At 48.2% G+C, this 18,822-nt stretch carries 19 protein-coding genes; 8 read left to right on the top strand and 11 right to left on the bottom strand.

Annotated elements, in window-relative coordinates:
• Positions 1–20 precede the first annotated feature (20 nt).
• Entirely contained in the window at positions 21–851 is an 831-nt protein-coding gene (locus V7051_RS20040) for a hypothetical protein (protein WP_333878077.1), read from the top strand.
• A 103-nt stretch (positions 852–954) separates the two neighbouring features.
• A complete protein-coding gene (locus tag V7051_RS20035) occupies positions 955–1,791 on the top strand; it encodes a transglutaminase-like domain-containing protein (RefSeq protein ID WP_333878074.1) in 837 nt (278 codons plus the stop codon).
• A gap of 89 nt (positions 1,792–1,880) precedes the next feature.
• Here V7051_RS20035 and V7051_RS20030 read toward each other — a convergent pair whose 3' ends face one another.
• The 4 genes from V7051_RS20030 to metG form a co-directional block, all read right to left on the bottom strand.
• Positions 1,881–2,462 (bottom strand): RnfABCDGE type electron transport complex subunit B, encoded by a 582-nt coding sequence (locus tag V7051_RS20030; RefSeq protein ID WP_333878072.1) that lies wholly within the window; start codon positions 2,460–2,462, stop codon positions 1,881–1,883.
• A gap of 71 nt (positions 2,463–2,533) precedes the next feature.
• On the bottom strand, positions 2,534–2,749 hold the full coding sequence (locus tag V7051_RS20025; protein ID WP_333878070.1) for a type II toxin-antitoxin system HicB family antitoxin: 216 nt from the start codon (positions 2,747–2,749) through the stop codon (positions 2,534–2,536).
• Positions 2,746–2,991, bottom strand: coding sequence for a hypothetical protein (locus tag V7051_RS20020; RefSeq protein ID WP_333878068.1), 246 nt, complete (start codon positions 2,989–2,991; stop codon positions 2,746–2,748). The genes V7051_RS20025 and V7051_RS20020 overlap by 4 nt, the downstream gene beginning before the upstream one ends.
• Positions 2,992–3,020: 29 nt before the next feature.
• Entirely contained in the window at positions 3,021–5,039 is a 2,019-nt protein-coding gene (gene metG / locus V7051_RS20015) for a methionine--tRNA ligase (protein ID WP_333878066.1), read from the bottom strand.
• Positions 5,040–5,218: 179 nt separating this feature from the next.
• On the opposite strand from metG, the gene apbC reads away from it, so the two are divergent.
• Both apbC and dcd read left to right on the top strand, forming a co-directional pair.
• Positions 5,219–6,310, top strand: coding sequence for an iron-sulfur cluster carrier protein ApbC (gene apbC, locus V7051_RS20010; RefSeq protein ID WP_333878064.1), 1,092 nt, complete (start codon positions 5,219–5,221; stop codon positions 6,308–6,310).
• Between the two features lie 119 nt (positions 6,311–6,429).
• Positions 6,430–6,996: a dCTP deaminase gene (gene dcd, locus V7051_RS20005; protein WP_333878062.1), complete on the top strand. Its 567-nt coding sequence runs from the start codon at positions 6,430–6,432 to the stop codon at positions 6,994–6,996.
• 39 nt (positions 6,997–7,035) lie between these two features.
• On the opposite strand, the gene V7051_RS20000 is transcribed toward dcd, so the two are convergent.
• Positions 7,036–7,293, bottom strand: coding sequence for a YcgL domain-containing protein (locus V7051_RS20000; RefSeq protein WP_333878059.1), 258 nt, complete (start codon positions 7,291–7,293; stop codon positions 7,036–7,038).
• A gap of 86 nt (positions 7,294–7,379) precedes the next feature.
• Here V7051_RS20000 and V7051_RS19995 point away from each other — a divergent pair, with 86 nt between their 5' ends.
• Positions 7,380–7,982 carry a CPBP family intramembrane glutamic endopeptidase gene (locus tag V7051_RS19995; RefSeq protein ID WP_333878058.1) on the top strand — a complete coding sequence of 201 codons (603 nt, stop codon included), beginning with the start codon at positions 7,380–7,382 and terminating at the stop codon, positions 7,980–7,982.
• Between the two features lie 101 nt (positions 7,983–8,083).
• Here V7051_RS19995 and V7051_RS19990 read toward each other — a convergent pair whose 3' ends face one another.
• Genes V7051_RS19990 through kaiC form a run of 5 tightly spaced genes read right to left on the bottom strand, consistent with a single transcriptional unit; the run spans position 8,084 to position 14,030 of the window.
• Positions 8,084–8,476, bottom strand: a complete 393-nt coding sequence (locus V7051_RS19990; RefSeq protein ID WP_333878056.1) for a response regulator — start codon at positions 8,474–8,476, stop codon at positions 8,084–8,086.
• A gap of 1 nt (position 8,477) precedes the next feature.
• On the bottom strand, positions 8,478–11,453 hold the full coding sequence (locus V7051_RS19985) for a PAS domain S-box protein (RefSeq protein ID WP_333878054.1): 2,976 nt from the start codon (positions 11,451–11,453) through the stop codon (positions 8,478–8,480).
• 25 nt (positions 11,454–11,478) lie between these two features.
• The gene (locus V7051_RS19980; protein ID WP_333878052.1) at positions 11,479–11,838 is read right to left on the bottom strand and encodes a circadian clock KaiB family protein; all 360 of its coding nucleotides are present in this window, start codon (positions 11,836–11,838) and stop codon (positions 11,479–11,481) included.
• Positions 11,839–11,862: 24 nt separating this feature from the next.
• A complete protein-coding gene (locus tag V7051_RS19975) occupies positions 11,863–12,195 on the bottom strand; it encodes a circadian clock KaiB family protein (protein WP_333878050.1) in 333 nt (110 codons plus the stop codon).
• The gene (gene kaiC / locus V7051_RS19970; protein ID WP_333878048.1) at positions 12,192–14,030 is read right to left on the bottom strand and encodes a circadian clock protein KaiC; all 1,839 of its coding nucleotides are present in this window, start codon (positions 14,028–14,030) and stop codon (positions 12,192–12,194) included. Before kaiC ends, V7051_RS19975 begins: the two co-directional genes overlap by 4 nt.
• 398 nt (positions 14,031–14,428) lie before the next feature.
• Here kaiC and V7051_RS19965 point away from each other — a divergent pair, with 398 nt between their 5' ends.
• From V7051_RS19965 to V7051_RS19955, 3 genes are all read left to right on the top strand, one after another.
• Positions 14,429–14,866, top strand: a complete 438-nt coding sequence (locus tag V7051_RS19965; protein WP_333878046.1) for an Hsp20/alpha crystallin family protein — start codon at positions 14,429–14,431, stop codon at positions 14,864–14,866.
• 478 nt (positions 14,867–15,344) lie between these two features.
• Entirely contained in the window at positions 15,345–16,292 is a 948-nt protein-coding gene (locus V7051_RS19960; protein WP_333878045.1) for a DnaJ C-terminal domain-containing protein, read from the top strand.
• Positions 16,293–16,297: 5 nt separating this feature from the next.
• On the top strand, positions 16,298–16,615 hold the full coding sequence (locus tag V7051_RS19955; protein ID WP_333878043.1) for a chaperone modulator CbpM: 318 nt from the start codon (positions 16,298–16,300) through the stop codon (positions 16,613–16,615).
• A gap of 125 nt (positions 16,616–16,740) precedes the next feature.
• Here V7051_RS19955 and V7051_RS19950 read toward each other — a convergent pair whose 3' ends face one another.
• On the bottom strand, positions 16,741–18,336 hold the full coding sequence (locus tag V7051_RS19950; protein WP_333878042.1) for an OprO/OprP family phosphate-selective porin: 1,596 nt from the start codon (positions 18,334–18,336) through the stop codon (positions 16,741–16,743).
• Between the last annotated feature and the right edge of the window lie 486 nt (positions 18,337–18,822).

Below are 18,822 nucleotides of genomic sequence, written 5' to 3'. Positions count from 1 at the left end.
TTTACTATTTTGAAATTATTATGCTTAAAAACTCTTTCTTTTTAATAACAGTGGTATTTGCTCTTCTCGGATGTGTCGGAACGACCAATTCAAATAAGCAAATATTACACACTGGTTCTAGTTCAGTTTCGCCATCTGTAAAAGACACATCAAGGCAAACATATTCAGAGCCATCTTTCATTGAGGCATTACAATTCATGACTATCAATGAGCTACAAGCGGAAAAAACCGACAAAGATATATTTATAAACAAATACTTATGGTCCTTGTTCGCTGACGAATATTATGAACGGCGTGAATCAGGTTTTGATATTGATAAATTTAAAGCTGGGAAGCTCGAGGGATTGCACTCAACCTCTATTCTTAGTAAAAAATATTATTACAAAACAACAGCGAATCTTAGACCTTATAAAAAAGACATTGGTGGTTTTTTACTTAATCCTGGCCGAACTATTTGCTTTATAAATCCTGCAAATCCGAAAAACCCACTGAGTATGTACGCTACAAATGGGCCTTCGAGTTATTCGAGCGTAAAACTTGATCTTCATTTATCTAACTACATGTTAAAAGCAAGTTCAGAACAAGCTTATGAATACATGAAAACTTGGCAACCAGATATGCTTGGTAATAGGAATGTTCCAATAATTTACTATTTTCATTTAGAAAATTGCAGCAATATTGAAAAATATAAATCGAGATTTCTTTGTTCAGCAAAGTTAGAAGCAGGTTATATTTATAAAAATGAACTCATAAATCCTTCAGATACACCAATAGCACAGATTATTCCTCATACTGCACACATGGAGAAAATTAGCCCCCCTCAAGATTTTGATGTTTCAAACTGTCACTAACGCTATAAGGCGGATAACTTTGTAGGGTATATCCGCCACGGTTTTGTGACATACTAAACCCATCGAATTCTGTTTATTTAACACACTGCAAAGGAGAATAAACATGGCGACAATTCAAATAGGTTGCAACTTAAAATACTCGGTTACAAATTCCACGAGCTTTCTGTTTAACATCGCGGCGGCAGCCACTGCGCACCAATCCATCAGCAATGAAACGCTGCAATTAAACCCCTCGATACAATACGAGACCAGCAATATAGGCATGGAAGATATTCGGGTGTACCGGCTGACTGTCCAACCTTGCGATCTACAGCTTCAATATTCCGCAACTGTGGATTTACATCCTGAAATTAACGATACGTCACAAATCATCGAGACCGGATACTCCCAATTGCCAATCGAAGTATTGCCCTATCTGAACCCTAGCCGTTATTGCGAGTCCGATCGATTGACTCATTTTGCATTACGACAGTTTGGCAACCTCCAGCCGGGGGTTTCCAGGATCAATGCAATTTGCGACTGGATAAACAGCAACATCGATTATCAATCGGGAAGCACCAACGCCAATACCGGTGCTTGCGACGTATTGATACAGCGCGTTGGCGTATGCCGGGATTATGCGCATCTTGCCATTGCGTTGTGCCGGGCATTATGTATCCCCGCCCGTTATATTTCAGGCTATGCGGTGGCTTTGGAGCCGCCTGATTTTCATGGTTTCTTTGAAGCTTATCTGGGCTCACGCTGGTATTTATTTGACGCCACGCGAATGGCCCCGCCTGAGGGATTCGTCCGGATTGGCACAGGCCGCGATGCTGCCGACGCGTCATTCGCGACCATCATCGGCACCGCAACGCTTACCAGCATGTCGGTCTGGGCTAATCAAAGCGTACCGAACCCAATGCCTATTCAGCCACAGGGAGCGGTGTCGACAACTAATTAAACCATGTGAGGTAGATCATTTGTAGGCGGATCCGCCGCTAGGCAATCCGCCGTAACCACGACAGACTGTCATCAACGCACAACGCGATCCTATTTCTTCGCCGCCTGCATCTTCAGTAACGCCAACTTTTTCTTTTTCGCCCGCTCCGCTTTTTCAGCCTCTTCTTTTTCCTTGCGCAAGCAGCGCGCATCGTAACGCCGTTTCGCCTGGGAGGATTTTTGCATCCGGCTGATTTCGGTACAGCTTGGCGGTGCCTGTTGCATGACGATGCAATCGACCGGGCAAGGCGCTATGCATAATTCGCAGCCGGTACATTCAGCGGCGATAACCGTGTGCATGAATTTTGACGCACCTAATATCGCATCGACCGGACAGGCAGCGATGCATTTGGTGCAACCGATGCAGTCTTGTTCAACAATAAACGCAACGCTTGGCAGTTTGTGCTGGCCGAATTCGGCATTCAGCGGCTTGGCAGGGACGCCTAATAAACCGGCCAGATCGCGTATGCCTTCATCGCCGCCCGGCGGGCACTGGTTGATGTCCGCCGCGCCCGAGGCGATAGCCTCGGCATAAGGGCGACAACCCTGGAAGCTGCATTGACCACATTGGGTCTGCGGCAGTAGGGCATCGATTTGGTCGATCAAGGTATAGGATTCTGGTGAAACGGACATGTTCTGGGTACTGGTTACGCTGCTTTGACGGGATTTCTCCAATATCGGCAGCTTATCGGTGTAGCATTGATCTAGGCGGCAAATTTAACAACTTGCTTTGATGGTTCCGGTACGTTTTCCCCTGAAGCGTTACAAGCTTCAATCCATGCCTCGATAGCATCTTGTATTTCGTGCGCGGCTTCCTCCGGCGTTTCTCCAAATGCATTGCAGCCCGGCAAGTCGGGTACAACAGCGATATAACCGTTATCGTCATCACTCCAAAAAATCTCTATCGTATATTTGTTCATAGCCCTACCTCATATTTTTCCAACATCGCAATTAATTGCACGGCTTGATAATAAGGAATATACCCATTTCTATTTTGAAAATTCAACTGTACCGGTTCATTTGTCCGCTTAAATACCTGATGTAAACCTTTTCCACCCGAGTAAATAAAACCCATTTTTACGGCAATTTTACAAGCCTCATCAAATCTTACTGTTTTGGGATTAGTACGGATTGACTCGATCAGTTTAGATGTTTTTGTCATAGGCGACCAGCCAATCGTTCCTTTAGTTATTACTTAACCCGCATCCCCGGCTCGGCGCCTTCATCGGGACTCAAAATCCAAATATCCTGGCCGCCGGGACCTGCAGCCAGCACCATGCCTTCGGACAAACCAAAACGCATTTTTCTCGGAGCAAGATTGGCGATGACTAAAGTCAATTTCCCTTCCAGGTCTTCCGGACTGTAGGCGGATTTAATCCCGGCGAAGATGTTGCGGGTTTCATCGCCGATATCGACAGTCAATTGTAATAATTTGTCCGCGCCCTCGACATGATCGGCTTTGATGATTCTGGCAATACGCAAATCCAGTTTGGCGAAATCGTCAAACTCGATGGTGTCGGCAATCGGCTCGTATTTTTTAGGCTTAGGAGGCTCGGCAGTTTTTTCCAGGTTTTCTTTGGAAGCTTCTACAATCGCCGCGATTTTGTCGGCCTCAACTCTCGTCATCAACGGTTTGAATTCATTGATGACATGACTTAGCAAAGGCTTCGCATCAACCGGCCAAGTTTGCGCTTCGATGTTTAAAAAGCTTTCCGCATTGGCTGCCAACACAGGAAGCACCGGCTTCAAATAAACGGCCAGCAAGCGGAACAGGTTGAGCCCCATTGTGCAGACTTCGTGCAGCTCTCTATCTTTGCCTTCTTCTTTGGCGATCAGCCAGGGCTTAAGCTCGTCGATATACTGATTGGCTTTATCGGCCAACGCCATGATTTCACGCATCGCTTTGCCGAATTCGCGCGCCTCGTAATGTTCGGCAATTTGTGCATTGGCAGTAATGAATTCATGGAACAAGGCTTGTTCCGAACATTGCTCCGACAACTTATTATCAAACCGTTTGGCGATAAAACCGCTGCAACGGCTGGCGATATTGACCACTTTGCCGACCAGGTCGGAATTAACCCGCTGGCTGAAATCGTCAAAATTCAAATCGATGTCATCGACCCCGGCGCTGAGCTTGGCGGCAAAATAATAGCGCAGGTATTCAGGGTTCAGGTGATCCAGATAGGTTCTAGCTTTAATAAACGTGCCACGCGATTTGGACATTTTTTCGCCGTTCACGGTTAAAAAACCGTGCGCGAAAATCGCGCTGGGCGTCCTGAAATGCGCGCCGCTGAGCATCGCAGGCCAGAACAGAGCATGGAAATAGATGATGTCTTTGCCGATGAAATGATATAGCTCGGCATCGCTGTTTTTCGACCAGAATTCATTAAAATCCAGTCCCTGCTTGTCGCACAGGTTTTTAAAGCTGGCCATGTAACCGATCGGCGCATCCAGCCAGACATAAAAATATTTGCCCGGCGCATCGGGAATTTCAAAACCGAAATAAGGCGCATCGCGGCTTATGTCCCATTGCTGCAAACCGCCGTCCAGCCATTCGGCCAATTTGTTGCTGACTTCGGGCTGCAAATGGCCGGCATTGGTCCACTCGCGCAACATATCGCTAAAGTTGGCCAGATCGAAAAAGTAATGTACCGAATCTTTATCGATAGGTTTTGCGCCTGAGATCGCCGAAACCGCGTTTTTCAGTTCGGTCGGCGCATAGGTTGAACCGCACACTTCGCAACCGTCGCCGTATTGATCGGCCGCGCCGCATTTGGGGCATTCGCCTTTGATAAAACGGTCGGACAAGAACATGTTCTTAACCGGGTCATAGGCTTGAGTAATGCTGCGTGAGCTGATATGCCCGGCATCACGCAAGCGTTCGTAAATCAGCGATGACAGGGCTTTATTTTCTTCGGAATGAGTGCTGTGATAATTATCGAATGCTACGCCGAATTCGATAAAGTCGGACAAATGTTCTTTGCCGACTTGGGCGATCAGTTGTTCCGGGGTGATGCCTTCCCGATCCGCCCTGAGCATGATCGGCGTACCGTGCGTGTCGTCCGCGCAAACGTAATAGCAAAGATTACCGCGTTGTTTCTGGAAACGCACCCAAATATCGGTTTGAATGTATTCGACCAGGTGACCGAGATGAATGGGGCCGTTGGCATAAGGCAACGCGCTGGTGACGAGAATTTTTCTATCTGGCATAGTAAACAATTTGAAGGCAAAATCAGCTTGGTATTATGGCATAAAATAAACGCAACTTGTGATTATCGGCCATCTAAAAAGTGCAATGGAATAGGGTAATCGGTAGAATGCTCTCTATCTTGAGTTTAAAGCTTGGTTATTGATCAGGCGCATTTTATTGACCACTTTGGAGCATGGGCATGGCGAGCATCGAAAAATCTGATGTAGAAAATCTTCTGCAAACATTCATCGACCCCAACAACGGAACCGACCTGGTTACGGCAAAATCGGTCAAAGCTATCGTTATCGATGGTGACAATATCAGCGTTAAACTGGAATTGGGCTATCCGGCCAAAAGCTATATCGCCGAATTCAAAGCTGCGGTTGAAGATCATCTAAAAACACTGCCAGGCATCGGTAATATCAACATTGAAGTCAGCGTAAAAATCCTTTCCCATGCTGTGCAACAGGCGTTAAAACCGTTACCGAATGTCAAAAACATTATCGCCGTGGCATCCGGCAAAGGCGGCGTCGGCAAGTCGACGACGGCCGTCAATCTGGCGCTGGCGCTGGCCGCAGAAGGCGCTAATGTCGGTATTCTGGATGCGGATATTTACGGTCCCAGTATCCCGATGATGCTGGGGCTTTCCGGCTACCCGGAAAGCAAGGACAATAAAACCATGACGCCTAAAGTTGCTTACGGCGTGCAAACCAACTCTATCGGCTATCTCGTGGAAGCCGATCAAGCCATGATCTGGCGCGGCCCGATGGTCACCACGGCATTGCAGCAATTACTCAAAGATACCAACTGGGACAACCTGGATTACCTGGTTATCGATTTGCCGCCTGGTACCGGCGATATTCAACTGACCCTGTCCCAGCAAATCCCGGTCAGCGGTGCGGTTATCGTCACTACGCCGCAGGATATCGCGCTGATTGACGCCCAGCGCGGCTTGGGCATGTTCGAGAAAGTCAACGTGCCTGTACTGGGGCTGGTCGAAAACATGAGCATTCATATTTGCAGTAATTGCGGTCATGAAGAAGCCATTTTCGGCGAAGGCGGCGGGCTTGCGATGGCCGAACGCAACAGAATTGAGTTTCTCGGTTCCTTGCCGTTGGATATTAGCATCCGTAAATTCGCAGATTCCGGCAGCCCGACTGTAGTCGCCGACCCGGATGGGCGGCCTGCGCAAATTTACAGACAGATTGCCCGTAAAACAGCGGCTAGACTGGCGTTGAAGGCTAAGGATTTCACCACGAAGTTTCCGAAGATCGTCGTGCAGAACACGTAATATAAAAAAGCTTTTCACCAACCTTCCCTGCTTGATACTCACACAGCCCGTGGGTAATGAGAAGTTAGTAAGTCTGTGTTAAAATCCGCCTTTTTAAATCAATCAGGTAGTAATACTCCATGAGCATTAAGTCGGACAAATGGATACGCCGCATGGCGGAACAACATGGCATGATAGAGCCGTTTGAAAGCGGCCAAGTCAGGGATTCGGAACGCGGCCGGGTTATTTCCTACGGCACCTCCAGTTACGGCTATGACGTCCGGTGTTCAGACGAATTCAAGATTTTTACCAATATTAACTCTGCAATCGTTGATCCCAAAGACTTTGACTCAAGCAGTTTTGTCGATGTTAAATCCGATGTCTGCATCATTCCGCCGAACTCATTTGCATTGGCCAGAACGGTTGAGTTTTTCCGTATTCCCCGCGATGTGTTGACGATTTGCCTTGGAAAATCCACTTACGCAAGATGCGGCATTATTGTGAATGTCACTCCTCTGGAACCCGAATGGGAAGGCCATGTGACGCTGGAGTTTTCCAATACCACAACACTGCCCGCAAAAATCTATGCTAATGAAGGCGTTGCGCAAATGCTGTTTTTTGGCGGCGACGAGGTCTGCGAAACCTCTTACAAAGACCGGGGCGGCAAATATCAGGGACAGACCGGCGTTACCTTGCCGAAAGCGTAAATTGTAGGGGCGGCTTCTGTCGCCCTTCGTAAATACAGACTATTGAACTTTCAACGGTGCAGGCATGTTGAGCGGCGGCAGTTGCACAAAAAAACCTTTCGTCTTCAGGCTGTTCATCACTTTTTCGACATTTTCCTTAGCCAGTTTGCGTTCCGGCGTCAGCTCCAAATCCATCACAAATTCAATTTTGCCAAAACTGTCGAAAAGCGCTTCCGGTACCTTCGAAAAATCGTCTTTTTTATCAACATACAAATAAAGATGTTCTTTTTTCAAGCTTTTATAAATAAAACACTGCATATTGTCAGTCGCAACTAATGAATCAAAAACATCATTTTAACCATTTTTGATTAGAATGACCTTTTCTTACTGCTTAGTTAATACAAATGGCTAAATATCTGATCAAACCCGATGATTTTTTTAGAAAGGCTTGTTCTTTTGAAGCGGCCCTGATTTTGGTCGCATTTTTCTTAGGTTGGATCGCAGACATCGACCCTTTTGCTTACCTGCATTTTTCAGAAACGGCCATTGCTTACGGCGTGATAGGGACAATACCTTTATTTTTGTTGTTTCTGTCTATGGAGCAGATGCAAGCAGAGCCGGTAGTAAAGATTAAAAACGTGCTATTTGAGACGCTGGGCTCAAGCTTGCATCGTTATCATTGGACTGATCTATTGATACTCGCATCAATTGCCGGGCTATCGGAAGAGCTACTATTCCGCGGCGTTATTCAGCCCTGGATGGAGTCTTCCTGGGGAATGACAGCAGGCCTGATCGGCAGCAATATTATTTTCGGTCTGGCTCATGCCGTAACGCCGCTTTATGCGGTATTGGCGACTTTAGTGGGAATTTATTTAAGCTTATCCCTGGATTATGGTGGCGACAGGAATTTATTAGTCCCCATAGTTATTCACGGCTTGTACGATTTCCTGGCCTTTATTTCCCTAATGCGCGCCTATCGGGCAAGCCGCTTAGCAGAACGGCGTTAAAAGCCGAAATCCGCATCCAGCGAATGGAATGAACCTTCCGCCGGGCAATGATCATCGCATCAGCCCCTTGCCAGCCATCACGGTTATTAGATGATTGGCTTTCATCTCGGCGTAATCCCTGCAATGCAGTGTTCAACAGCCTCGAACAGGTTTCCGTAATCGGTAGGTTTCGACATATAGTGATCGATTTCGATTGCCGCAGTATCCGCCAGAATGATTCTATCGCTGAAGGCAGTAAGAACGATCAACTTGACGCCCGCATTGATCGATTTGATTTCCCTGGCCATACTGATGCCGTCCATTACCGGCATATTCACGTCGGTGATCACGATGGCCGACGGATATTTTCTGAAGCATTCCAAAGCCGTCCTGCCGTTATCGGCAATATGGATAGCAAATGCCGGAAACCTCAAAGCAAGCACACTGGCCAAAATCTCGCGAGCCCCTTCGTCGTCCTCTACCAACAGTATTGAAAGCGGATTGTGTTCGTTCATGCTAGACCTCGATTCTAAATTCCGCACCATCGGAGACGTTGCGGACAGTTATCTTGCCGTTCATATTGTTTTCGATAATATTTTTAGACATATACAGACCAATGCCCGTACCCTGTAAGCCTTTGGTGCTGAAGTAGGGATCAAATACCTTGTCGATGATATTTTCGGCAATACCGCCGGCGTTATCGGCAATGATAATGACTGCCTTGCCGTTTTCAGTTGATGAGGTAATGGTTACGAGCCCGTCGGTGATTTTGCGTTCTACCAGTACATCACGGGCATTCTGCAAGATATTCAGAATGACTTGGGAGAACTCGTTGGGATAACCATTAATCCACACCTCACCATCGGCCTCTGCCACCAGTTTAATTTGATGATGTTTAAAGCTATCACCAACCAGGTTGATAGTTTGCTGAATGAGCTGGTTAACACTAAAGTCCGTCTTTTCCTTGTCGGGTTGAAAGAAGTTTCTAAAATCATCGATAGTTTGCGACATGTGTCGGATCAGGGTCATCGCATCCTTGGTGCTCGTGTCCAGAAACTCCTTCGTCAGTTTGCCCATATCGTAAAACAAGGGTAAGCGCTGGATGTTTAACCCCAAGACATTCAAGGGCTGACGCCACTGATGAGCGATGTTGTTGATCATCTCGCCCATGGCTGCGAGGCGGCTCTGCTGAAATAGCAGCCTATCTTTTTCGCGAAGCTCCGCGGTTCGTTGTTCGACTCTGGATTCCAATATTTCGCTGTACTGTTGTAATGATGCTTCTAACTGTTTCTGTTCGGTAATATCGCGGTCCCTACCGCGATAGCCCAGAAAACCACCGTGCGAATCGTAAAACGGGACACCGTTCGTTTCCAGTATTACCGTGCTGCCGTCTTTATGCCGATTAATATTGATCAAGTTATGGAATGACACCCGCTGTTGCTTGATTTTGGAAAATATGTTCTCGACCCGATCAGCTTCATCATCAGGCATCAAGTCGAAAGGACGCTTGCCAATGATTTCTTCCGGCCCATACCCTAGTATCTCTTGCACCTGATAGTTTGAAAAAGTATACACATCCGCTGCATCAATCTCCCAGACCCAATCATGTGCAGATTCCATCATATTACGGTAGCGCTCTTCGCTCTCCCGCAGCTTCTCCTCGGCCCGCTTGCGCTTGGTGATATCGAAGTTCACACCCTGAAACCGTTCTGCGCGTCCACTGCTCCCGGCCTCAAATATAAATCGGCCTTTTCCGGCCAGCCAGCGTTCCTGCTTGTCTGCACGGACTACCCGAAACTCAACGTCCAGTACTCCGGTCTGCAACGCTCTCTGCCAATGCTCTTTTACAGTGTCAACGTCGTCGGGATGAACGTAACGGAAAAAATTTTCAGGAGTACCGGGAATATCGCCGGGCTTCAGTCCCAGCAACTCATACTGGACGTCATTCCACCGCCCTTCGCCGGTTTTGAGATTAACTTCAAAGGTTCCCATAGAACTTGCCCGAAGCACCAACCTTAAACGCTCTTCACTTTCTCGCAGTGACTTTTCCGCCAGTTTTCGGTCTGTAATGTCCTGAACAATACCTCCCATCCGAAGATTGCCATACCTGCTGTTAATGCGATGGCGGCCGGCGGCCAAAATATAGCGGATTTCGCCATCGGCGCGTTGGATACGACATTCAAAATGCCAATCACCTTGGGTGGCTACTGCTTCATGGAAACTCGCCTCCACCGTCGCACGATCTTCCGGCAGCACGTGTTCTAGGAACATTTCGTAGGTCCACTCGTGATTCGTATCAGAATAACCGAAGATACGGTCGTGCTCCTGGGAGCGGTAGGCTGTATGATCAGCTAGATTGAGGTCCCACACGCCGGTATGGATAGTTTCCAAGGCAAACCGCTTCCGCTCGGCACTGTCACGGATCGCCTCGGCAGCCCGTTCGCGTTCAGCGATTACCAAGGCCTGTATCTCAGCTTCCCGCACCCGAGCCCCCAGCAACAGGTTATCAAGTGCAAATGAAATGTCCGCCCCCATCTGTTGCAACAGTTCTACCTGCTGGGCGTCAAAATAGTCCTGCTCACCGGCATAGAGGGTCAGTAAGCCGATAACCTCCCGCTCTTGTTTGATAGCAATGCTCGCATAGGCCCGCATACCGTATGCTTGGACCCGGTCGCGCCAGGAGCGGGGCATGTCGCTGTTGAAGAAATCATTGCAGATACAATAGGGATCTTCACGAATTACAATCCCGACAGACCCCATGCCTTCGAGATATCCGGTCTCTCCACTGGCGGCAGTAATGTTCACCAACCCGGTTTCCTTATCCACCAGCCCCACTGTGGAAAGGCGGAAGCCACCCAAGTCGACGGCGACACGGCAAAATTCCCGGAAAATAGTGTCGCGGTCATTGGCATGAACAATGACATTGTTGATCGCACTCAATACGGCGTAGAGCCGGTTCAGGCGTAGTATTGTCTTTTCAGTCTGTTTTCTGGCGCTAATGTCGGTGAGCACAATGCTCAACCCCTGGTTGCCCGAATGCCCGGCGGCACAGCAGGAAAACAGCACAGGAATAAGATTGCCCGCCCCGGTAATCAGGGTCATTTCCTCATTATCGTGCTTTTGAGCACCATTTTTCAGATGGGAGACAATAGAGAGATAATCCGAGGACGTCAGATAAGAACCCAGCGAAGCCCCGATAAGCTGTTCCAGAGGAACTTGCAACATGGCTGCCAGGCTGGTGTTGCAATAGAGAATGGTACCGTCCGTAGCGAGAGTGGCAGCCCCTTCGTGCATGGTCTCGACGAGGATACGGTAAGGATGCTCGGCCCCCTGGAGAGTGAAAACCCGCTCTCCTTCCGGCATGGTGACCACAAGGGCGTCCACCGCGCCGCTTCCGAGAGCGTGCAGGGTCTCTTCAGCCTCTTCGAGACGAAAACGAAGTGCTTCTATCTCGGCCAAGAGTTCTTCACGGGATCTGTTATCGCTTGTCATGCTGCCCCCTTTCACCAAACTATCTCTAATTCTTCTTCCTCAGGTCGAGGCCTAACAGGATACGCTCGGTGTGAGACATGTCGCCGATGAATTTACGCAGTGGCGGCGGGAGTTCTTTGACCAGCGTGGGAGCGGCTATGATTTGCCCCTCTTTGGCAAAGATGGGCTGCTGATAGATATCGATTATTTCCAGCTCATAACGCCCTTTCAGGTGTTCCTCACAGATTTTTTTGGTGTTCTCGATCGCTCTACGGGAATTGGGCGTCATACCAGTCACATATAACCGGAGAACGTAGTGCCCTTCGTTAGTTTCCGTGAGCGCCAATTCGAAAGCATCGGTCGCATTCTGCATCGCCTGCGTTTGATCGGCTTTTTTCTTGGTCATATTTACCTCCAAAACCTGCTGGTGTCAGGTCATAGGTCGTATATCCAGTCCTACCAATACACTTTCGGTATCGGAAAGGTCTCCGATAATCTTCGTCATCGGCTCCGGAATTCGCCGCACCAGAGTCGGCAAGGCCAGGATCTGGTCATCTTTGGCCAGTGTGGGGTTAACCATCAGGTCAATGACTTCAATATGGTATTGTCCCTCCAGATGCTGTTCGCAGATCCGTTTCAGATTGGCGAAAGCCTCGATGGACTTCGGCGTCTGCCCCGCCACGTAAAGCCTCAGCAAATATCGTTCATCAACCGTTTCCGGTTTCGCTGTTTTTGCCGGATTATTGTTCGCGGAATTTGTCATTTGCGACTCCTTTTGCCTATTTTTTCGTTGCTGTCCTGTTTGGAAAGATAAGCGTCCGCCTTGCGGTTCCTGGCTATGTCCCTACTTCTCTGAACCAGAGCCTCATCCCGTTGTGTTTCCTTGGCGTTGATCAATTCCAGGTCATCCTTTTCAGCCTCAAGCTGGGCGTACAAGGCGGCAATCTGCGCTTCGATCAGCGTTTTCTTACGCTCGATCTCGCGCTGTTTACGTTCGGTTTCCTGCTTGTGTTCGAGAGCTTCGGTCATATCCCGCGCTTCTTGCGCGATACGGGCCGAACCGGTCAAGACTCCGCCGGAACCGGTGTACACATCCCGGAGATGGATGCCTTTGTCGCTCAGGAGGAATTCCCGGACCTGGTTGGAATGCTCCATACCGCGGGACTTTAGGATGTAAAGTCCGCGGTTCCTTTCGCCGCTCCCTTCCAGGGTCTGTAACAGGAGCCAAGTGTCCATCAATGAAGAAATACCGACTTCGGTCCGTTCCACGCTGCTGCCGGTCGTGGTCAAATCGGTGCAGAAGGCGGTTATCTGTTCCGTCTTCAGGTAATCGATCAGGCGGGAAAGCATCGATTTGACCTCCGCTTCGCTGGCCGCTGTCACCAGGTTGGAGATCGGGTCAATGACCACAATGGCCGGTTTGAAACTCTCTATCGCTTTGTGCATGGCGACCAAGTGCATCTCAAGGCCGTACAGGGTGGGACGGCTGTTCTGGAATCGGAGCAGCCCCTTGTCGACCCACTGTCCCAAGTCAATGCCGATGGAGCGCATGTTGCGGATAATCTGGTTTTGGGATTCCTCGAAAGCAAAATAAAGGCAGCGCTCGCCGCGCCGGCAGGCGGCATCGACAAAGTAGGCGGACATACTCGATTTCCCGGTACCGGCGGTACCGCTTACCAGAATACTGCTGCCCCTGTAGTAGCCTTTGCTTCCCAGCATTGCGTCCAGACGGGGGATGCCGCTGGAAACCCGCTCACTGGCAGCCGGGTGATCGAGGCCGAGCGAGGAAATCGGCATGACCGAAAAGCCCTGTTCATCAATCAGGAATGGATACTCGTTGGTGCCGTGGGCAGTTCCGCGATATTTGACGATCCTGAGTCGGCGTGTCGCTATCTGCTGATTGACGTTGTGGTTGAGGAAGATCACGCAATCGGCGACGTATTCTTCCAGACCGTAACGGGTGAGGCTTCGTTCTCCCTGCTCGCCGGTAATAATCGCAGTGACCCCTTTGTGTTTCAAAAAGCGGAACAGGCGCCCTAGTTCCGCCCGCAAAATGCTTTCATTGTCCAGCCCGGAAAAAAGCGCTTCGATGGTATCGAGCACCACGCGTTTCGCGCCGATCGTATCAATGGCATAACCGAGACGTATGAACAGTCCCTCCAGATCGTATTCGCCGGTCTCCTCGATCTCGCTCTTGTCGATATGGACGTAGTCGAGCGTCAGCTGCTTGCTGGCTCCCAGGGCATTCAGGTCGAAGCCCAGGGAGGCGAAATTTTTGGTCAGCTCTTCCAAATTTTCCTCAAAGGACATGAACACACCCGGTTCATTGAATTGGGTTGCCCCGCGCACCAGGAATTCCATCGCAAGCAGGGTCTTGCCGCAGCCGGTACCGCCACAGATCAGGGTCGGACGCCCGGCGGGAAGGCCGCCGCCGGTAATCTCGTCCATTCCCTTTATCCCGGTTGGCGATTTAAGTAAAATTTCCGGACTTGGTTTGGATTTTTGACTGCGTGCGGTTATAGCATCCTTATTCACGTCACGTGGAATCGGTTTTTTCTTTTCTTTAATTTTGGATTTATCCCGCTGGTCGGTTGTCATTGTTTTCTCCCATCGTTAAAGCCCTCAAACATATTGCCATAAACATGCGGTAGCTTGGCGAATTTCTTTCAAATCCATGTTGCGACTTAAAATCTGTCTGTACTTTGCAGCGGAATTCTCCAAGGCCGACTCACAGCTGCTCAGGATTACACTCTTTGTCCTCGAACGACCGCTAACACTCGAATATCTTGACTGGCTGAATATCGTGCCAGTACTTTTATTCTCCCGATTTTAACCAAGAGATCATCTTAATAGTTGTTCCAAGACACCGTTTGTTAGTAGTAAATCACCTGTAGCCACTTGATAAAAATCCCATTGTCCCCACATATTTGATGAACACAAATAATCGTTTTTAAGTTTGTTATTTAATTAATACATTAATTTTTAGGAGACAAGAAATGGCTATCGTACGTTATGAACCATGGGGTTTATTGAATCAGCTGCAAAGAGAACTGGCGCTGTCCAAGGATGACAAATCCGGCGAAGGTTCGATTGCAACCGCCGAATGGGCACCCGCGGTCGACATCAAAGAAGAAACCGATAAATTTGTTATCCATGCCGATATTCCGGGGGTTAAGCCGGAAAATATCGAAGTCAGCATGGAAGCCGGTGTTTTGACGGTAAAAGGCGAAAAAGAAACCGAAGTCAAAACTGAAAAAGAAGGTTATAAACGAGTCGAAAGAACATCAGGTTCTTTTTATCGGCGTTTTAGTCTGCCCGATTCTGCCGATGGCGATGCCATTAATGCAAAATGCAAACTCGGCGTACTGGAAATCATCATTCCCAAACGGGAGGCTATTAAACCAAAACGCATCAATGTGACGTCTGAGGAATAATTTCAGGCGTCTATTAACCATTCGTCCTGATTTCGTAAGAACAGGCAAACCAAAGCCGGTCGGGGCGCTATGCCCCGACCGGCGGTATGTGGCGGATTAAACCCGAAAGACAATCGAAAAGAAGCGGTAGGGTGCCAAATATTACTTTTACATTTTTAAAGCGCTTGCTGTAGTGTTTAGTGATTTTGGTTGTCCATTGCCTTTTTGTATTCGTATCCATATCAAAGTTTTTTACTTTATATTATTTTTTTAAGCCGAAATGGTTTGAGGATTTTTAGATATGAAGGATTACTATCTCAGGACTGACAAGTCCGTTGCCTTGTCTAAATAGACTCTATGCCGTCACCGGCGTAGAATCCAAACGATACTTCCCGGAAACGCCGGTAAGTATTACTATCCTCAAACCATTTCGGCTATCACAGCTATTGGATCAAGCAAAATTCGCAAATTAATTTAATTGTAATCGGGTGGGCACAGCATGGAGTATAAAGATTACTACAAGATCATGGGGCTATCCCGGACAGCCACTCAGGACGAGGTCAAACGCGCCTATCGTAAATTGGCGCGCAAATATCATCCCGATGTCAGTAAGGAAAAGGATGCCGAAGCAAAATTCAAGGAGCTGGGAGAGGCCTATGAAGTGCTTAAGGACACCGAAAAGAGAGCCGCTTACGATAAGCTGGGCACTAACTGGAAAGCCGGTGAAGATTTCAGGCCGCCACCTAATTGGGATGAAGGCTTCGAATTCAAAGGCGGCAATTTTACCGGTAGCGATGCCGGCGTCTTTAGCGATTTTTTTGAGCAATTATTCGGACGTGCCGGATTCCATTCACCCGGTCACGAACCGCACCAATTCCATGCGCGGGGACAGGATACCCATGCAAAAATTTATATTGACCTGGAAGACAGTATTAAAGGTACGACGCGCAATATTTCTCTGAGTGCGCCGGAAATGGATGCGCAAGGCCATGTACAGCTTAAGCACAGAAATCTGAACATCAAAATACCCCAAGGTATTAAACCCGGACAGCATATCCGGCTTGCAGGCCAGGGCGACCCCGGCTTAGGCGGCGGTAAAGCCGGCGACCTGCTGCTTGAAATAGCCTTTAACAATCACCCGCAGTATCGGGTTTCCGACACGGATATTTATCTGGATCTGCCCGTTACGCCTTGGGAGGCGAGGTTAGGCGCTAAAATCAAAGTGCCGACACCGGGAGGAATCGTCGACCTGAAAATACCGCCCCACTCGGAACAAGGCACCAAACTGCGATTAAAAGGCCTTGGACTACCGGCCAAAACACCGGGTAATTTCTATGTGATACTACAAATCGCCCTGCCACCCGCACATAGCGAAGAGGCTAAAGCGGCCTACCAAAAAATGCAGCACGAGTTTGATTTTAACCCACGCATATCCATGGGGGTATAACGCTAATGACTTCGCATCACTTATTACCGGTGCATACCGGAACAGTCATTGAAGATGACAGCCTGACCCTGGATCAATTGTGCGATGCTTGCGGCGTCCATGCAGAATGGGTTATCAGTCTGGTTGAAGAAAGCATTATCGAACCGCAAGGAGATGAAATACAGGTGTGGCGTTTTTCAGGAGGGTGCTTGATACGAGTACGTTCCGCGCTAAGGCTACACCATGATCTGGGTGTAAATCTGGCCGGTATCGCGCTGGCTCTGGACTTGATGGACGAGCTTGAAAATATGCGCACTCAATTAAAAATAATGAAACGCGACTGAAAAACATAGGCCATAAAAAAAGCCGCATTGAAAAATCAATGCGGCTGTGTACTGGCTTTCGCCAAGGTCGATTTCGTTAAGCTGCCTTGAGAGTGGAAACCAATCTAAAGAGCCTTAACCAATCCTTACCAATCCAACTGAACGCGTGTTTCAATCACATCCAGGTCGGCATTATTAAATCCGGCACTACGTATATCCGCAACTCCGCCGGTGTTAATATCCAACGCATGGACATAATCAGCCATTACACGGACATGTGAATTAGGATACCAGTTGATGCCCAGCTTAGCCGTTGAAGCCCGTCCGCCTCTAATCACGCCATCATTCAAGTTGATTGAATCATAACCTGCTGCAAGTTCCCATGCTCCCCAGCCGCCTTTCATATCAAAGTTGCGGTTTGGCTTTAACCGATCCCAAGCGCCGGTTTTAGATTTGTAAGCGCGAGATTCGCCGGTTAAGAAATAGGTCATATAGCCGTAGTAACCGCTCAGAGATTCGCCGTTATAACCGGTACCTGAAATGTCCGTTTGGATATATTCGCCTTGGGCTGAAAATGGTCCATAAACCAGCGCGGATTCAGCACCGAAACGGGTCAGGTGGTTTGCCACTCTGGATCCAGCTGCGCCTCTAGCGCCTGAAGTTAAATTGCCTGTATTCAAAATGTTGGTGCGATCTACGTTGTTATCAAGGCCGCGGGCAAATGAAATACCGCCGTTATTAAACGCGCCACCGGACTGATATTGGTTATTAACGTTGATATATGATCCCGAAGTACCCACATGCAGGAATTTGGTTTTGCTTTCCATCCAAGGCATGCCGGTAACACGAGCGTTAACTTCCCAGTTAGTATCGCCACTACCGCCGTTACGGTTGCTACCGCCGTTAGAGTTGGTGGAACTGTTGCTTGCTCCATTGGCGCCAACAGGTTCCGTTTGCAACGATGCGGCTGCCTGCCACTGGTCTTCCGAGTAACTCGCCCCTATACCCATTTTGTAAGTATTGAGGTCGTCAACGAAAGCGTTAGTTGCCATGTTACGTTCAATGAACGTGATATAACGGTTACTGGTCGCTTCTTCCAAACTGAACGGTTCTTTAAACGCACCGACTTTAACTTGAAACGGCTTAGAAAAGTTGTAGCCGATGTAGGCATCGGTCACGCCGGCGCCGGTTGTACCGTTGCCGCGAGTGAAATCATATTCGAATTTATAGATTGAGCTTTTGAAGAAGGTACCTTCAATACCCAGACGGCCACGACGAAGCGCTACACCATCATCCAATTGATCGGGTAAATTGGCACCGGTAAGCGTGGTAACTTTATTATTAACATTGACCTGCGAATCCACCTGCAAACGTCCGTTAATGCCGGCGGTGAAGTTGCCGTCCTTAGTCGCAAAATGTATACCGTCATCAAGTTTGACATGAGCTAATTTTGGATCTGCCTCGGCTTCGGCATGTTCTTGTAACGCTTTAATTGCATTGTCTTTTAACACCAAATCTTCACGAATGGCCTTAATTTCTGCCGTGTCTGCCTGTTTAGCAGCCGGCTTTGCAGGAGTACTCTGAACTTGCTCGAAAGAGCCCATCAGTTGTCTATGTGGGCCGGGTTCCGCATAAATCTGTTTGGTTTTGGTATCAACATAAAGATCCATGGCAAAAGCGCCGGAAGTTGCGCCCGCCCCTAAAACGGTAGCAATTGCCAATGTAAGTTTAGAAATTTTCATATATTGCTCTTGGTTGTTATCAAAAAGTTTGAGCAAGAATATGGAAATTAAATGACAGCTTAATGACAGCATTGTTACAGTTTTGTTACGTGGCAACAAATCGGCCTATCGTTGCGAATCTACAAAATCTGAATCCATTGCTGTTATTTATAATAAAAAAACCAATATGTTACTGATTATCTTTTTAGCAACAAAAATGCTGGATAAATGACCAAAGCAGGCTTTGGGTTCCAAATCACAGATGCCGGAATTGATGTTGGAAAGAGACATGGACCTAAATATGTGCAGGAGAGGTGGCATGGCACTAGTACTCAGTCAATCTTGTTTTGTCGGGTGGTAATTTAATTGTGGGAGCGGCTTTAGCCGCGATTGTCGCGGCTAAAGCCGCTCCCACATAGCCTTCTTCACTCGACATTATAAATTTGACTGAGTACTAGTGTTTAATTACGTAAATTAGTTACCGTATTTCTTATTTGGCTACCTTTT

The organism is Methylobacter sp., from assembly GCF_036845245.1.
Classification (GTDB): Bacteria; Pseudomonadota; Gammaproteobacteria; order Methylococcales; family Methylomonadaceae; genus Methylobacter_A.
The sequence above is the reverse complement of the archived record's forward strand: the minus strand, read 5'-3'. Positions and strand labels throughout refer to the sequence as shown.

What these genes read in the sequence shown, in the direction of transcription:
- V7051_RS20000 (WP_333878059.1), bottom strand. Translation starts at nt 7,293, where the DNA reads ATGCAGTGTTTTATTTATAAAAGCTTGAAAAAAGAACATCTTTATTTG.
- V7051_RS19995 (WP_333878058.1), top strand. Translation starts at nt 7,380, where the DNA reads ATGGCTAAATATCTGATCAAACCCGATGATTTTTTTAGAAAGGCTTGT.
- V7051_RS20030 (WP_333878072.1), bottom strand. Translation starts at nt 2,462, where the DNA reads ATGTCCGTTTCACCAGAATCCTATACCTTGATCGACCAAATCGATGCC.
- V7051_RS19960 (WP_333878045.1), top strand. Translation starts at nt 15,345, where the DNA reads ATGGAGTATAAAGATTACTACAAGATCATGGGGCTATCCCGGACAGCC.
- dcd (WP_333878062.1), top strand. Translation starts at nt 6,430, where the DNA reads ATGAGCATTAAGTCGGACAAATGGATACGCCGCATGGCGGAACAACAT.
- V7051_RS19975 (WP_333878050.1), bottom strand. Translation starts at nt 12,195, where the DNA reads ATGACAAATTCCGCGAACAATAATCCGGCAAAAACAGCGAAACCGGAA.
- V7051_RS20035 (WP_333878074.1), top strand. Translation starts at nt 955, where the DNA reads ATGGCGACAATTCAAATAGGTTGCAACTTAAAATACTCGGTTACAAAT.
- apbC (WP_333878064.1), top strand. Translation starts at nt 5,219, where the DNA reads ATGGCGAGCATCGAAAAATCTGATGTAGAAAATCTTCTGCAAACATTC.
- V7051_RS20020 (WP_333878068.1), bottom strand. Translation starts at nt 2,991, where the DNA reads ATGACAAAAACATCTAAACTGATCGAGTCAATCCGTACTAATCCCAAA.
- metG (WP_333878066.1), bottom strand. Translation starts at nt 5,039, where the DNA reads ATGCCAGATAGAAAAATTCTCGTCACCAGCGCGTTGCCTTATGCCAAC.
- V7051_RS19990 (WP_333878056.1), bottom strand. Translation starts at nt 8,476, where the DNA reads ATGAACGAACACAATCCGCTTTCAATACTGTTGGTAGAGGACGACGAA.
- kaiC (WP_333878048.1), bottom strand. Translation starts at nt 14,030, where the DNA reads ATGACAACCGACCAGCGGGATAAATCCAAAATTAAAGAAAAGAAAAAA.
- V7051_RS19965 (WP_333878046.1), top strand. Translation starts at nt 14,429, where the DNA reads ATGGCTATCGTACGTTATGAACCATGGGGTTTATTGAATCAGCTGCAA.
- V7051_RS19980 (WP_333878052.1), bottom strand. Translation starts at nt 11,838, where the DNA reads ATGACCAAGAAAAAAGCCGATCAAACGCAGGCGATGCAGAATGCGACC.
- V7051_RS19985 (WP_333878054.1), bottom strand. Translation starts at nt 11,453, where the DNA reads ATGACAAGCGATAACAGATCCCGTGAAGAACTCTTGGCCGAGATAGAA.
- V7051_RS19950 (WP_333878042.1), bottom strand. Translation starts at nt 18,336, where the DNA reads ATGAAAATTTCTAAACTTACATTGGCAATTGCTACCGTTTTAGGGGCG.
- V7051_RS19955 (WP_333878043.1), top strand. Translation starts at nt 16,298, where the DNA reads ATGACTTCGCATCACTTATTACCGGTGCATACCGGAACAGTCATTGAA.
- V7051_RS20040 (WP_333878077.1), top strand. Translation starts at nt 21, where the DNA reads ATGCTTAAAAACTCTTTCTTTTTAATAACAGTGGTATTTGCTCTTCTC.
- V7051_RS20025 (WP_333878070.1), bottom strand. Translation starts at nt 2,749, where the DNA reads ATGAACAAATATACGATAGAGATTTTTTGGAGTGATGACGATAACGGT.